6 protein-coding genes are annotated in these 16,824 nt (G+C 40.8%); 1 reads left to right on the top strand and 5 read right to left on the bottom strand.

All coding sequences use genetic code 11. The annotated features are described in order from the left end of the window. Positions 1-122: 122 nt before the first annotated feature. The 5 genes from BLP50_RS11860 to gltB all read right to left on the bottom strand — a co-directional run bounded on the left by BLP50_RS11860 (position 123) and on the right by gltB (position 12,248). Positions 123-1,868 carry an ammonium transporter gene (locus tag BLP50_RS11860; RefSeq protein ID WP_090155009.1) on the bottom strand — a complete coding sequence of 582 codons (1,746 nt, stop codon included), beginning with the start codon at positions 1,866-1,868 and terminating at the stop codon, positions 123-125. Positions 1,869-2,067: 199 nt separating this feature from the next. Beyond that, complete coding sequence (locus BLP50_RS11855; RefSeq protein WP_090155007.1) at positions 2,068-4,161, bottom strand: glutamine synthetase III family protein; 2,094 nt, start codon at positions 4,159-4,161, stop codon at positions 2,068-2,070. A gap of 159 nt (positions 4,162-4,320) precedes the next feature. Further along, entirely contained in the window at positions 4,321-5,907 is a 1,587-nt protein-coding gene (gene asnB / locus BLP50_RS11850) for an asparagine synthase B (RefSeq protein WP_090155005.1), read from the bottom strand. Between the two features lie 309 nt (positions 5,908-6,216). Continuing rightward, a complete protein-coding gene (locus BLP50_RS11845) occupies positions 6,217-7,713 on the bottom strand; it encodes a glutamate synthase subunit beta (protein ID WP_090155003.1) in 1,497 nt (498 codons plus the stop codon). Between the two features lie 2 nt (positions 7,714-7,715). Continuing rightward, a complete protein-coding gene (gltB, locus tag BLP50_RS11840; RefSeq protein ID WP_090155001.1) occupies positions 7,716-12,248 on the bottom strand; it encodes a glutamate synthase large subunit in 4,533 nt (1,510 codons plus the stop codon). 256 nt (positions 12,249-12,504) lie between these two features. On the opposite strand from gltB, the gene BLP50_RS11835 reads away from it, so the two are divergent. Then, positions 12,505-16,755, top strand: coding sequence for a 2-hydroxyacyl-CoA dehydratase (locus tag BLP50_RS11835; protein ID WP_090154999.1), 4,251 nt, complete (start codon positions 12,505-12,507; stop codon positions 16,753-16,755). Positions 16,756-16,824: the final 69 nt, after the last annotated feature.

The following is a 16,824-nucleotide window of genomic DNA, read 5'->3' as shown; positions in this document are numbered from 1 at the left end:
CCTATAAAAACAAAAAAAAGGCGTTTTTTTTTACAAGAGTCACCTCTCGTAAAAAAAAGTACGCCTTTGTACTCAGAAAGTGTACAACAAGCGTACTTATTTGTAAAGAGAAAATTTAATTTTTATTCAACATCTTGCAAAGCTGCAAAATCCTCTTCGCCTGTACGGATCTTAACAACCTGCTCAACATCGTATACAAAAATCTTTCCATCGCCGATGTGGCCTGTGTAAAGAACCTTCTTTGCTGTATCAATTACCTGCTGAACTGGTACCTTACATACGACTACGTCTACACGAATCTTAGGTAGAAGTGCTGGCTCTAAAGCTACACCTCTGTAGTATTCTGGAGCACCCTTCTGTACGCCGCAGCCCATTACGTGTGAAACAGTCATACCTGTAATACCAAGCTTCAAAAGTGCATTCTTAAGTTTCTCAAGGTTACGCTCCTTGCAAAGAATTTCCACCTTAGTCATACGAGGCTTGCCTGCTGATGTAATCTGTGATGGAGCATACTCAACCTCAATAGCCTCATCAGGAGTAGCAAGACCTGCTGCCTCAAGAGTCTCTGTAATAAGGCTTGCTGTCTCCTCATCGTAGTCGTCTGTATCGAAATCATCTTCAAGCATGTTAAATCCTGAATATGCTGAAGGAAGACCATGCTCAGTTCTATCAAGACCTACGATTTCCTCCTCAGCAGATGCACGAAGACCAATTGTGGCCTTGATTACTGAAAATGCAATTGTGATAGTAACTGCTGCCCAGCTTGCCACTGAAACAATACCGAGAAGCTGTATTCCTAATAATTTAAAACCTCCCCCATAGAAAAGACCTGAAAGCTCGCTATAAGGAGCTGACTTTGTTGCAAAGAGTCCAACTGCAATAGTTCCCCAAATACCATTCATCATATGAACTGCTACTGCACCAACTGGATCATCAATATGAAGCTTATAATCAAGAAGCCATACACCAAATACTACAAGGAAACCTGAAACAATACCAATGATTGCTGCTCCAAGTGCATCTGTTACGTCGCATGGGGCTGTAATAGCTACAAGACCTGCAAGTGATGCATTAAGTGACATAGATACATCAGGCTTACCAAATTTAATCCATGTATATGCCATTGTTGTACATGTAGCTACTGCTGGTGCAATTGTTGTAGTAACAAAGATTGAAGCTAACTGCTCAAGTGATGTTGCAGCTGCTCCGTTGAAACCATACCAGCCAAGCCAAAGAATGAAAACACCAAGTGCACCAAGTGCAATGTTGTGACCTGGGAAAGCATTTACTTTTACAATCTTGCCTCTAGCATCGCGTGAGAACTTTCCAATACGAGGTCCTAAGATTTTTGCTCCGATTAATGCGCAAATACCACCTACCATGTGAATAGCTGCACTACCTGCAAAATCATGGAATCCAAGCTGTGAAAGCCAGCCGCCACCCCAAATCCAATGTGCTTCAATTGGGTAAATAACAAGGGAAATAACTCCTGAGTAAATACAATAGCTAATGAACTTTGTACGCTCTGCCATAGCACCAGAAACGATTGTTGCTGTTGTAGCACAGAATACTAGGTTAAATACAAAGTTGCTCCAATCGAAATTAGCATAGTTTGTAAAAATCTGAAGTGAAGGCTTTCCTATAAGACCAAAAAATGTGTCTTCACCAAACATAAGACCAAAGCCTAACAAAACAAACATTACTGTACCAATACAAAAATCCATAAGATTTTTCATAATAATATTGCCGGTGTTTTTGGCTCTGGTAAAACCAGCCTCCACCATAGCAAATCCTGCCTGCATCCAGAATACTAATGCAGCGCCAATTAGGAACCACACTCCAAATAGTATACTTGTGTACTCTTCCATAATATTTTCCTCCTAATTATTACTTTATTAAAAAAGCGCACATGTCTCAGGAATTTATCCTGAGTCATGTACGCCTTTGTACAAAATGTAAATTATTTCTGCTCACAAAGTGAGCATAAATGATTTGCTACGACACATCTCATTTGCCGAAGGCAAATCCTGGATGATGTGTCTTCCCGCTTACTGGGATATTTATATTTTATTTTACTGAATAAAGAATTTCTCCATATGTAGGATATGGCCAGATGTCACTTGGGATAACTGTCTCAAGCTCATCTACAACCTCGCGAAGCTCATTCATATCAGCAAAGATTACATCATGATGGAACTTAGCAAGCTCATATGTCTCTGAAAGCTCTTTTGCCTTTTCAATATCTGCCTCAAGCTTCTCAAGTCTTTCATCCATTTCGAATGCAAGCTTAGAAGCCTTTTCAAGATGCTTCTTTTCAACAGTTGAATCAACTGAAAGTCCTGTAGCAGCCTTAGCATTAAGTGTCTCAGCAAGTGTAAACTGATAATCACTAGCTGCAGCAACGATATCCTTCTTAACCATTGAATCAAATGTAAGTGCCTCGATATCGATTACCTTATAGTAATTCTCAAGAAGAATATCGTAACGGCTGTAAAGCTCATCCTTAGTAAATACATTATGCTTTGTAAATACATCAATAGACTTATCTGCAATGAATGCAGGAAGTGCATCTACTGTAGACTTAAGATTAGCAAGTCCTCTTCTTTCAGCTTCCTTAACCCACTCTTCTGAGTAACCATTTCCATTGAAGATGATTCTCTTATGAGCTGTAAGCTCTCTCTTTAAAAGTTCTCCAAGTGCCTTATCAAAATCAGCCTTGCCCTCAAGCTCATCTGCGAACTTATCAAGCTCTTCTGCAACAATTGTGTTAAGTACAATGTTTGGACCAGAAATTGAAGCAGTTGAACCAAGAGAACGGAACTCAAATTTATTTCCTGTAAATGCAAATGGCGATGTTCTATTTCTGTCTGTTGTATCCTTTGAAATGCTTGGAATTACCTCAGAACCAACTGACATCTTTTGTTTCTTAATGTCTTTGTAATCTGTTCCATCGATGATTGACTCTACAATAGCCTCAAGCTCATCCCCAAGGAACATAGAAATGATTGCTGGTGGTGCCTCGTTTGCGCCAAGTCTGTGATCATTTCCTGCAGAAGCAACAGATACTCGGAGTAACTCCTGATATTCGTCAACAGCCTTGATAACAGCTGTGAGGAATAATAAGAACTGAGCATTCTGGGAAGGAGTAGCGCCAGGTTCTAACAGGTTTACTCCAGTATCAGTTGATATAGACCAGTTGTTGTGTTTACCTGAGCCATTTACACCAGCGAATGGTTTCTCATGGAGGAGGCAAGTCATGCCATGTCTGCCTGCCACCACCTTCATCATCTCCATGGTGAGCTGGTTATGATCGGTTGCTATATTAGTGGTCGAGAAAACTGGTGCCAACTCATGCTGTGCTGGAGCAACTTCATTGTGCTTAGTCTTAGCAAGTACTCCCAGCTTCCACAACTCCTCGTCTAACTCTTTCATATAAGCAGAAACTCTTGGCTTGATTGTTCCAAAATAGTGATCCTCAAGTTCCTGTCCCTTTGGAGGCTTTGCTCCAAAAAGTGTACGTCCGCAGTAGATTAAATCTGGACGCTTGTTGTACATCTCTGAATCAATAAGGAAATATTCCTGCTCTGGTCCAACTGTAGTAATAACTCTCTTAACATCATCATGACCAAAAAGCTTTAAAACTCTAACAGCTGACTTATCAAGTGTCTCCATAGAACGAAGAAGTGGAGTCTTCTTATCAAGAGCCTCACCTGAGTAAGAGCAAAATGCTGTTGGAATACAAAGTGTATCATCCTTAATAAATGCATATGATGTTGGATCCCATGCTGTATAACCTCTTGCCTCGAATGTAGCTCTAAGTCCACCAGAAGGGAATGAAGATGCATCAGGCTCGCCCTTAATAAGCTCCTTGCCTGAGAAAGTCATAATAACTTTTCCACCTTCCTCTGGCTGAATAAATGAATCATGTTTCTCAGCTGTAACACCTGTCATTGGCTGGAACCAATGTGTAAAATGTGTTGCACCAAGTTCGATTGCCCATTCCTTCATGGCATGAGCGATAACATTTGCAAGATCTCTATCTAGAGGTCTTCCTTCTTCTACTGTATTCTTAAGGGCCTTGTAGGCATCCTTAGGAAGACGCTCCTTCATGGTTTCATCATTAAAAACCTTGCTTCCAAATATTTCTGTAACTTTACTCATAATATATCCTCCTTGTATTGTCCGGCTGTTACGATAACAATCCTATCGAGATGCTATCCAAGTCTTTCATGCTCCCGCAGGCCACCTTACTGCTCGCGCTTGTCCGAGATTCAGATTGTTAGCTGCGGCCTCATAGAAAACCATTTGATTGCTTTGCGGTTAGATTCCGCTTGCTCCGTAGTTGGAAAGGACTCGGGCTGATGGATCATCCACGTTGCAGCCTTCCCAGTTTTTGTTTGGCATCCAGAAGTCTGCTATCATTTGGGCCTGTCCTTTATAATATTTTTCAAACAAATCTCTATAGAGAAGAGATTCCTTTGTAAATGGAGCTCTGAATTCGTATTTACGTTTTGCGTTTTCCAAATCCTCATCAGAATAGAGGCTGTTTGCATATTCCTTCAGGTAGTAAACCATCGAATGACCTACCGCATCTGAAAATGCTGCCTTCTCTCTGAAGAGAATGTCATATGGTAAGTAATCATCACCTTCGAATGCATGTCTTAACAAGTATTTTCCTTTGTTGTACTTGTTCATCTTTATTTCAGGATTAATGCTCATTACATAATCCACAAAATCTAAATCACCAAATGGAACTCTTGCTTCCATAGAGTGAACTGAGATACATCTGTCTGCTCGAAGTACATCGTACATATAAAGCTCTCTCAGTCGCTTTTCTGCTTCCTTTTGGAACTCCTCAGCATTTGGTGCAAAATCAGTGTATTTATATCCGAAAATCTCATCTGAAATCTCACCAGTAAGAAGAACTCTAATATCTGGGAATTCTTTTTTTATGCCCTTGCAAATCAAGTACATTCCCATGCTAGCTCTTATGGTTGTAATATCATAAGTTCCAAGCGCTGCCACAACTTCTTCTAAGCTTTCAAGAACTATGTCCTTGTTGATGATTATTTCGTGATGCTCACTGCCAATGTAATCTGCAACCTCTTTTGCATATTTCAAATCGATGGCATCTTCGTTCATTCCTATGGCGAATGTCTTTATTGGCTTGTCCATCATCTTCTGAGCTATTGCACATACAAGTGATGAATCAAGTCCTCCTGAAAGAAGAAATCCAACTGGTGCATCAGCATCAAGTCTTTTCTCAACACCCTTAACAAGGAGCTCTTTAATCTTTGGTGCTGTTTCTTCTACGCCGTCCTTGCTGTAAGGCTTGCGCTTTGACAAATCTCTGTAGCAAATGAACTGACCTGCTTTGTAATAATGTCCTGGTGGAAATGGTTTTACTTCATCAGTTAAACCAACAAGATTCTTTGCCTCTGAAGCAAACATAATAGAGCCTTCACTGTCATAACCATAAAACAAAGGTCTGATTCCTATTGGATCTCGTGCTGCTACCAAATCATCTGCATCCTTGTCGTAAATAACCATTGCATATTCTGCATCAAGCATATTAAACATTTCTGTTCCGTATTTACGATACATTGGTAAAATGATTTCGCAGTCGCTATCGCTGAAGAATTTATAGCCATCTGCTTTCAACTCTTCTCTCACCTTTTTGAATCCATACAACTCACCATTGCATATGACATAATTGCCATCCAATTCAAAAGGCTGCATTCCAGCTTCAGTCAATCCCATAATTGACAATCTTTGAAATCCAAGAACCGAATCACTCACCTGAATGACCTTTTGCATATCCGGCCCTCTAGAAACTGTCTTAGAAAATGCCTCTTCAAATTCCTTCATGGAAATGTGGCATTTACTTAACGCCATTATTGAACACATACTTCTTTTTCCTTCCCAGTTTTTTATAAAACAAAAAAGGCGCCGAAAACGATACTTTGTAGTATCATTTCCGACGCCTTTGTCGTTCCATTGATTAATATTTGTCTAGAATAATATTCCTTTGACAATTCCTTGTCAACTACTTTTTTAAAATTTTTAATTTCACGTTTTTTTGTTACGCTAACAATCCTACAATACTCTTCCCATCACTAATGTGATTGTCCAGAGTATGTAGAGATTGTTAGCTACAAAAAAATACTTATCAAAATAGCCACAAAATATTTACGCCAAATAAGCCACAATGGGGGTTTATAGATTGGTGTAGCCCATTAAATATTCATCTACTTCACGGGCGCAGTCGCGGCCCTGGCGAATAGCCTTTACAACAAGGGATTGACCTGTGTGCATATCTCCTGCAGTAAATACCTTTTTCACGTTTGTTGCAAATGAATCCCCGCTTACGGATGCCACATTTGTGCGAGCATCAAGATTTACCTTGAAAGCATCTGTGACATATTTCTGTGAACCTAAAAATCCTGCTGCAATAAGGCAGAGCTGGCATGGCACTTCCTTTTCTGTGCCCTCTACTGGCACCATCATTCTACGGCCAGTTTTCTTGTCTACCTTTGACTCAAGAGATACAAGTATAGCTGATTTAAGATTGCCATTTTTATCAGTCTTGAATTCTTTTACAGTTGTAGTGTAGATGCGTGGGTCATGGCCAAATTTGGCAATCGCCTCCTCCTGACCATAATCTGTCTTGCAGACAAGTGGCCACTGAGGCCATGGATTAGTCTCAGCTCTAACATCTGGAGCCTTTGGCATCATCTCAAGCTGTGTTACAGACTTACAGCCGTGACGAATGGATGTACCAACACAGTCATTACCTGTGTCACCACCACCAATGATAATTACATCCTTGCCCTTGGCAGAAATATACTGACCATCTACAAGCTGCATATCATTAGCCCAGAGGCATTTTGTTGTAGAGGTAAGGAAATCCACAGCAAAGTAAATATCCTTGGCTTCCTTTCTTCCTACAGCGTCAATATCACGAGGATTTGAAGAACCACAGCACAATACTACTGCATCATACTTCTTTACCAAATCAGCTGCCTTCACATCTGCTCCAACATCCGCATTTACGATAAAGCTAACCCCTTCCTCCTCCATGATTTTGATCTTACGGTCTATAATCTGCTTTTCAAGCTTCATGTTTGGAATGCCATAGCGAAGCAATCCGCCTACCTTGTCATTTCTCTCATAGACAGTAACCTGGTGTCCACGGCGGTTAAGCTGGTCAGCTACAGCAAGACCAGAAGGGCCAGAACCAATAACTGCAACAGTTTTTCCAGTTCTTACCTTTGGTGGCTTTGCATCTGCCAAACCATTTGCATAAGCATATTCAATAATCGCCTTTTCATTTTCCTTTGTGGATACAGCATCACCATTAAGTCCGCATGTACAAGCCTTCTCACAAAGAGCTGGACATACTCTACATGTGAATTCAGGGAAGTTGCTAGTCTTATGAAGACGCTTATAAGCTAAGTCATAATTCCCCTGATATACAAGCTCATTCCACTCAGGAATAAGGTTGTTAAGTGGGCAGCCCGATGTCATGCCCTTTATTGTCATACCCGACTGACAGAATGGTACGCCACAGTCCATGCAGCGGGCACCCTGTCTTTTTTGCTCCTCCTCACTGAGAGGAAGATGAAATTCATTAAAGTTTTTAATTCTCTCAAGAGGGCTGAATGCCTCAGCCTCTACACGGTCATATTCTAAAAATCCAGTTGCTTTTCCCATGACTATCTCCTTCCCATCAAAAGATTAAACGCTTCAATCTGTGCCTGTTCTGATGACAATCCCTTTTCCTCCATTTGGACAATGGTCTGCATCATTAACTTGTAATCAAATGGCACTATTCGCTTAAACTTAGGCAGATAATCACTGAAATTATCATAGATTTCCTTGCCCTTTACAGAGCCAGTTGCTGCCACGTGCTCTGCAATAATGCTCTTAAGCTCAAGAACATCATATTTGTCTGTAACAGTTTCAAGGCTAACCATAGACTTATTGAGTCTCTTGTATAATGTGGCATCCTCATCAAGTACATAGGCGATACCACCTGACATACCTGCAGCAAAGTTCTTGCCGGTTGTACCAAGAACAACAACTCTACCACCTGTCATATACTCGCAACCATGGTCACCACAGCCTTCTACTACTGCTGTTGCTCCGGAATTACGAACTGCAAAACGCTCGCCTGCCACACCATTTATAAATGCCTTTCCTGATGTAGCTCCATAGAGAGCAACATTACCGATGATAATATTCTCATCCTGCTTGTATGTAGCATCCTTAGAAGGGTAAACCACAAGCTTTCCACCTGAAAGTCCCTTGCCGAAGTAGTCATTAGAATCACCCTCAAGCTTAAGTGTAAGTCCCTTAGGTACAAAAGCACCAAATGACTGACCACCTGCACCATGGCAATTTACTACATAGCTATCCTCCTCAAGAGTCTCACCATACTGACGGGTAAGCTGTGCACCTAAAAGCGTTCCAAGGGATCTGTCCACATTTGAAACCTGAACGTCAACCTCACCCTTAGCACCAGATGAAATAGCCTTTTTAAGCTCTTTTAAAAGAACCTTCTCATCTACTGTCTTCTCTAATTCAAAGTTGAATACATTTTTCTTGTTGTACTCAATCTTCTCATATGGATGTGGATTAGATACAACTGCAGACAAATCAACCTTGCCCATGCGCTTGCTTTCATCAACATCCTTAAGCTTCAGAAGGTCATATCTACCGCAAAGCTCATCTACAGTCTTGCAGCCAAGCTCTGCCATGTATTCTCTAAGCTCCTGAGCGATAAATCTCATAAAGTTAACTACATACTCTGGCTTACCAGCAAAACGCTTTCTAAGCTCTGGATTCTGAGTAGCTACGCCTACAGGACATGTATCAAGATTACATACACGCATCATTACACATCCCATAGTTACAAGTGGAGCTGTAGCAAATCCAAATTCCTCTGCACCAAGTGCACAGGCAATAGCCACGTCTCGTCCGCTCATAAGCTTACCGTCTGTTTCGATAACAACCTTATTTCTAAGTCCATTCATGGCAAGTGTCTGATGAGCCTCAGCAAGTCCTAACTCCCATGGAAGACCTGCATTGTGAATAGATGATTTAGGAGCTGCACCAGTTCCTCCATCGTAACCTGAAATAAGAATTACCTGAGCACCTGCTTTTGCAACACCAGAGGCAATAGTTCCAACGCCTGCTTCTGATACAAGCTTTACTGAAATACGGGCATCCTTATTGGCATTTTTAAGGTCATAAATAAGCTCTGCCAAATCCTCAATAGAGTATATATCGTGATGAGGTGGTGGAGAAATTAAAGCTACACCTGGAGTTGAAAGTCTAGTCTTTGCAATCCATGGATATACCTTCTTTCCTGGAAGATGACCACCCTCACCAGGCTTAGCACCCTGTGCCATCTTAATCTGGATTTCCTTTGCGCTAACCAAATATCTACTAGTAACACCAAATCGACCTGATGCTACCTGCTTGATTGCAGAACAACGATTAAGTCCATCTGGGCCAACTGTATAGCGGCTTTCTTCCTCGCCACCTTCACCAGAGTTTGATTTACCCTGAAGCATGTTCATGGCAATTGCCATAGTCTCATGAGCCTCTTTTGAGATAGAACCATAACTCATGGCACCTGTTTTAAATCTCTTTACAATTGAGTCAACAGACTCAACTTCATCAATATTTATACCCTTCTTTGGATATTTAAAGTCGATTAATCCACGAAGATTTCTCACAGCATCCTCTTTATTCACAAGGGCTGTGTATTCCTTAAATGTATTGTAGTCGCCTGTTCTAGTAGAAAGCTGAAGCAGGTGAATTGTAGCTGGATTGTATAGATGCTCCTCTGCACCTGAGCGCATCTTGTGCTGACCTCTAGAATCAAGTGTCTCATCCACAGATAATCCAAGTGGATCAAATGCCTTTGAATGCTGCATCTCCACATCAGCCTGAATATCCTCTATTGTGATTCCACCGATACGGCTGATTGTGCCAGTAAAATATTTATCAATAACATCTGAGCTAATACCGATAGCCTCAAAAATCTTGGCTCCCTGATAAGACTGTACTGTTGAAATACCCATCTTAGATGCAATCTTGATGATACCAGAAATAACTGCCTCATTGTACGCATCAATAGCTGCGTGAACATCCTTTTTAAGCTGCCCCTTTTCAATGAGCTCGCCAATTGTCTCCTGAGCTAAATATGGATTGATAGCAGAAGCACCATAGCCTAAAAGAGTTGCAAAGTGATGAACTTCACGTGGCTCACCTGACTCCAAAATCACTGAAAGGCTAGTTCTCTTTTTGGTCTGTACCAAATGGTGCTGAACTGCTGCAACAGCAAGTAGTGAAGGGATTGCAACGTGATTTTCATCCACACCTCTATCAGAAAGAATGATGATGTTAGCACCCTCACGGTTAACTCTATCTACCTCTACGAAAAGGTGATCAATAGCCTTCTCAAGAGAAGTGTTCTTGTAGTATGTGATAGGCACAGTCTCTGCATGGATACCTGGCACATTCATTGACTTGATTTTCATCAAATCAGTTACTGTAAGGATAGGATTATTAATCTGTAACATATTACAGTTCTCTTCCTTTTCCTCAAGCACATTTCCAGCAGTACCTAAATATATAGTTGTAGCGGTAACAATCTCCTCACGGATTGAGTCGATTGGTGGATTTGTTACCTGGGCAAAAAGCTGCTTAAAGTAGTTAAATAGTGGCTGGTGATTCTCTGAAAGAACAGCAAGAGGTACATCGATACCCATTGCGCCAGTATTTTCACCACCATTTAATGCCATTGGAAGGATTGAATCTTTGATTTCCTCATAAGAATATCCAAAGGCCTTTTGAAGTCTGTCTCTCTCCTCTGGAGAATATTTTGGAACAGACTCATTAGGAATCTTAATATCTGCCAAATGAGCAAGATTAGCATCAAGCCACTGACCGTAAGGCTGTCTAGCTGCATATGTAGCCTTTAACTCATTATCATCAATAAGTCTACCCTCAACTGTATCAACAAGAAGCATCTTGCCTGGCTTTAATCTATCCTTTAATTTAATTCTGCTCTCAGGAATTGGAAGCACACCAACCTCTGAAGAAAGGATAAGATAATCGTCATTTGTAATGTAATATCTAGATGGACGAAGTCCGTTTCTATCAAGGACTGCACCCATAATATCGCCGTCAGAGAAAAGAATAGATGCTGGTCCATCCCATGGCTCCATCATTGTTGAGTAGTACTGATAGAAGTCACGTCTAGCTTGATCCATTGCCTTATTTTTTACCCATGGTTCAGGAATAGTAATCATAACTGCAAGAGGAAGTGGCATGCCATTCATTACTAAGAACTCCAGGGCATTATCAAGCATGGCTGAATCGGAACCAGCCTGATTGCATACTGGTGTAATTTTTGACATCTCTGGCTCAAGAACCTGAGAAACCATTGTCTCCTCACGAGAGAGCATCTTATCAGCATTACCCTTAATTGTATTAATCTCACCGTTATGTACAATAAAGCGGTTTGGATGGGCTCTCTCCCATGATGGATTTGTATTAGTAGAAAAACGAGAATGTACTGTAGCAATAGCTGACTCGTAATCCTCATCATGTAAGTCTGCAAAGAAAAGTCTAAGCTGATTTACAAGGAACATTCCTTTATATACGATAGTTCTGCTTGAAAGAGAAGCTACATAGGTATCCTCTGCTGTTTGCTCAAATACACGACGAGCCACATAAAGCTTTCTATCGAAATCAAGTCCCTTACTACAATTTGCAGGTCTTTTAATAAAAGCCTGATATATTGTTGGCATGCAATCAACAGCCGCCTTACCTAAAATCTCTGGCTTTGTAGGAACCTGTCTCCAACCTAAGAACTGAAGATTCTCCTTTTCCACGATGATTTCAAACATCTTCATGGCCTGTTTTCTCTTCAACTCCTCACCAGGGAAGAAAAACATACCAACGCCGTAATCTCTCTCACCACCAATGGAAATTCCAATTTCCTTAGTTACCTTAGAAAAGAATTTATGGGAAATCTGAAGTAAAATACCTACTCCATCTCCAGTCTCACCAAGAGCATCTTTACCAGCTCTATGCTCAAGGTTCTCTACAATTTTCAGAGCATCTGACACTGTCTGGTGAGTCTTGATTCCTTTGATGGAAACCACGGCTCCGATACCACAGTTGTCGTGCTCAAACTCGGGACTATACAATCCCATCTGTTGATTATCCATGTTTGCTACTCCTTCCACTTAAATGTATCTCTAAACGGCATATTTATATGCACGAAAAAAGGCGTCTAAAGAAACTCCCACTTCGGGAATTTCTTTAGACGCCTTTGTCTTGTGAAAAACTATACAACTATTTACATAATTATGCAAGCCCAATCTTAACAAATTTAATATTTTGTTTATTGTTATTTTCCTACAGTACATTTATAATACGTAAAGTTGGAAAAATGTATTTAATAAGGAAAGAATAATCACAATTATGAAAAACAATTTATTCAAACTCGGAATCGACATCGGATCAACAACTGTTAAAATAGCTGTTTTAGATGATGACAACAAAATTTTATTCTCAGATTATCAGAGACACTTTGCCAACATCCAGCAGACTCTTACAGACCTGTTGACACAGGCAAAATCAAAACTTGGCACAATAGATGTCAAGCCTATGATTACCGGTTCAGGTGGTCTTACACTTGCTAAGCATCTTGGAGTAGAGTTTGTTCAGGAAGTTATAGCAGTTTCCACATCACTTACTTTCTACGCACCACAGACAGATGTAGCTATTGAGCTAGGTGGTGAGGATGCAAAGATTATATATTTTGAAAATGGTAATGTAGAGCAGAGAATGAATGGTATCTGCGCAGGCGGTACAGGTTCATTTATCGATCAGATGGCCTCTTTGCTTCAGACAGATGCACCTGGTCTTAATACATATGCCAAGGACTACAAGGCTATTTATCCTATCGCTGCTCGTTGCGGTGTATTTGCCAAGACTGATATTCAGCCACTTATCAACGAGGGAGCTTCTAAGGAAGACCTTTCAGCTTCTATTTTCCAGGCTGTTGTTAACCAGACTATTTCTGGTCTTGCCTGTGGTAAGCCTATCAGAGGTCACGTAGCTTTCTTAGGTGGTCCACTTCATTTCCTTGACCAGCTTAGAGAGGCATTCATTCGCACTCTTAAATTAGATGATGAGCACGCAATCTTGCTTGACAACTCTCATCTTTTCGCTGCAATCGGTTCTGCTCTTAATTCAAAAGAAGAATCAACAATGCCTATGGATCAGCTTATCGACAAGCTCTCTGAGGGTATTAAGATGGACTTTGAGGTTGCCAGACTTGAGCCACTTTTCGAGTCTGAGGAAGACTTCAGACAGTTCAAGGATAGACATGCTAAGGCTCAGGTAGAAAAGGGTGACTTAGCTAATTATCACGGTAATGTATATCTTGGTATCGACGCCGGTTCTACAACTACAAAACTTGCAGTTGTAGGTGACGATGGCAAGCTATTATATTCATTCTACTCTAGCAATAATGGTAGTCCACTTGCCACATCTCTTAAGGCACTTAAGGAAATCTACTCTATTATGCCAGAGGATACTCACATCGTTCACTCATGCTCAACAGGCTACGGCGAGGCACTTTTAAAGGCTGCTCTTCAGCTTGATGACGGTGAGGTAGAGACTATCGCTCACTACTATGCAGCTGCATTCTTCAATCCAGATGTTGACTGTATTCTTGATATCGGTGGTCAGGATATGAAGTGTATCCGCATCAAAAATGGCGTAGTTGACAGTGTACAGCTTAACGAAGCATGTTCTTCAGGTTGTGGTTCCTTCATCGAGACATTTGCAAAATCTCTTGATTTTAGTGTTCAGGATTTTGCAGAAGAGGCGCTTTTTGCACTTAATCCAATCGATCTTGGTACACGCTGTACTGTATTTATGAATTCAAAAGTTAAGCAGGCTCAAAAGGAAGGCGCATCAGTTGCTGATATCTCATCTGGTCTTGCTTACTCTGTTATTAAAAATGCATTATTTAAGGTAATCAAGCTTTCTGATGCTTCAGAGCTTGGTAAAAATATCGTTGTTCAGGGTGGTACATTCTACAACGATGCGGTACTTCGCTCCCTTGAAAAGGTAGCAGGTGTCGACGTAGTTCGTCCTGATATTGCAGGTATCATGGGTGCCTTCGGTTGTGCTCTTATTGCTAAGGAGCGCTACGAGGAGAATCCTACAACTACAACACTTGGAATCGATGAGATTAACAATCTTACATTTGATACTAAGCTCACTCGTTGCCAGGGATGTGTTAACCACTGTCTCCTTACAATCAACAGATTCTCAGGCGGACGTTCATTCATCACTGGAAACCGTTGTGAAAAGGGTGCAGGTGGAGTTAAAAACAAAGAAAATATTCCTAATCTATACGATTACAAATACAATAGATTATTTGAGTACGAGCCACTTTCAGAAGAGGAATGCACTCGTGGTACTGTAGGTATCCCTAGAGTATTGAATCTCTATGAGAATTATCCTTATTGGGCTACATTCTTTAAGAAACTTGGATTCAGAGTTGTTCTCTCTCCTCGTTCTAACCGCAAGGTATATGAGCTTGGAATCGAATCTATCCCATCTGAGTCAGAGTGTTACCCAGCTAAGATGGCTCACGGTCATGTACAGTGGCTTATTAATGAAGGGAATGTAGATTTCATTTTCTACCCATGTGTTCCATACGAGAGAAATGAATTCCCTGATTCAAACAACCACTACAACTGCCCTATCGTTACTTCATACGCTGAAAATATTAAAAACAATGTGGATGAGATTACATCAGGAAAGGTTCGTTTCCTTAATCCATTTATGGCATTTTCAAGCGAAGATATTCTTACAAATCAGCTTGTAAAGGTATTTGCTGATGAGTTTAATATCGGTGCTATTGAGGTTAGAAATGCTGCTCACGCCGCTTGGTTAGAGCAGGAGAATTTCAGAAATGATATGTATGCTAAGGGTCAGGCAGTTCTCAAATATCTGGAGGAGACTGGAAAGCACGGTATTGTACTTGCAGGCCGTCCATACCACGTAGACCCTGAGATCAATCATGGTATTCCTGAGCTTATAAATAGCTATGGTATTGCAGTTTTAACTGAGGATTCTATCTCAAATCTTGGAGAAGTAGAAAGACCTCTTATCGTAATGGATCAGTGGATGTTCCATTCACGTATGTATGCTGCTGCTAACTACGTTAAAAAGCATGACAACCTTGATTTAATCCAGCTCAATTCATTTGGTTGCGGACTTGATGCTGTTACAACTGATCAGGTTGCTGATATTCTTACAAACTCAGGCAAGATTTATACCTGCCTTAAAATCGACGAGGTTAACAACTTAGGTGCTGCTCGTATCCGTATCCGTTCTCTTCTTGCTGCACTTCGCGTCAAGAAAAAGAAAAAGGATACTCGCGAAATCGTACCTGCAAGCTATGACCGCGTTATATTTACAGAGGAGATGAAGGAGAAATACACAATTCTCTGTCCACAGATGTCTCCTATCCACTTTGATTTGATTGAGCCAGCATTTAACGCTGCCGGATACAATCTTGTGGTGCCAGATATTCCTACACGTACATGTGTAGACGAGGGACTTAAGTACGTTAACAACGATGCTTGCTATCCTTCACTTATGGTAATTGGTCAGCTTATGGCTGCTATTAATACAGGCAAGTTCGATATGAAGCACACTGCTCTTATGATTTCTCAGACAGGTGGTGGATGTCGTGCTTCCAACTACATTGGATTCATCCGTCGTGCACTTGCCAAGGCAGGATATCCAGATGTACCTGTTATCTCTCTCAACCTTAGCGGTTTAGAGAAGAACCCAGGATTTAAGCTTTCATTTAGCCTTTTACAGCATGGTTTCTATGCTCTAATCTTTGGAGATATCCTCCTTAGATGTGTATACAGAATCCGTCCATACGAGGCAGTTCCAGGCTCTACAAATGAGCTACATGATAAGTGGAGAAAGAAAGCTACCGAATTTGTTTCTAATAAAAAGATGCTTTCTCATAGAAAGTTTAAGAAGCTTTGCCGTGAAATGATTAGAGATTTTGATAATCTTCCAATCATCGAGGGCCTTGTTAAGCCAAGAGTAGGTATTGTTGGAGAGATTCTTGTTAAGTTCCTTCCAGCTGCCAACAACAACTTAGCTGAGCTTCTTGAGCAGGAAGGTGCTGAGGCTGTTGTTCCAGATTTAACAGACTTCCTTCTTTACAGTTTCTACAACGCTAACTTCAAGGAAGAGAATCTTGGTTCAAGCAAGAAAACTAAGTTCTTATGCAACATGGGAATCAAATTCTTTGAGTGGCTTAGAAGCGCTGCAAGAGATGAGTTCAACAAATCAAAGAGATTTACTGCTCCAGCTTACATTACCAATACTGCAGATGCCGCAAAGGAAATCGTATCTATTGGTAACCAGACTGGTGAGGGTTGGTTCCTTACAGGCGAGATGCTAGAGCTTATCGAAAATGGTGCTAGCAACATCGTATGTATCCAGCCATTTGGATGCTTACCTAACCATGTTGTTGGTAAGGGTGTAATCAAGCGTATCCGCCATGAGCATCCAGATGCTAATATCGTAGCAATCGACTATGATCCAGGTGCATCAGAGGTAAATCAGCTTAACCGTATCAAACTTATGCTTTCTACAGCAAACAAAAACCTTAAAGAAGCATAAGCCAATATCAAATTCATAGTAAAAAATAAGCTCTGTTAGGCGTGTTGCTTAACAGAGCATTTATTTTGT

Origin of the sequence: Pseudobutyrivibrio sp. AR14, from assembly GCF_900101325.1 — a bacterium.
In the GTDB taxonomy this organism is placed as follows: Bacteria; Bacillota; Clostridia; order Lachnospirales; family Lachnospiraceae; genus Pseudobutyrivibrio.
The sequence above is the reverse complement of the archived record's forward strand: the minus strand, read 5'-3'. Positions and strand labels throughout refer to the sequence as shown.

Bases quoted from the DNA above. Each gene is read 5' to 3' on its own strand.
- BLP50_RS11860 (WP_090155009.1), bottom strand. From the start codon at position 1,868: ATGGAAGAGTACACAAGTATACTATTTGGAGTGTGGTTCCTAATTGGC.
- BLP50_RS11855 (WP_090155007.1), bottom strand. From the start codon at position 4,161: ATGAGTAAAGTTACAGAAATATTTGGAAGCAAGGTTTTTAATGATGAA.
- asnB (WP_090155005.1), bottom strand. From the start codon at position 5,907: ATGTGTTCAATAATGGCGTTAAGTAAATGCCACATTTCCATGAAGGAA.
- BLP50_RS11845 (WP_090155003.1), bottom strand. From the start codon at position 7,713: ATGGGAAAAGCAACTGGATTTTTAGAATATGACCGTGTAGAGGCTGAG.
- gltB (WP_090155001.1), bottom strand. From the start codon at position 12,248: ATGGATAATCAACAGATGGGATTGTATAGTCCCGAGTTTGAGCACGAC.
- BLP50_RS11835 (WP_090154999.1), top strand. From the start codon at position 12,505: ATGAAAAACAATTTATTCAAACTCGGAATCGACATCGGATCAACAACT.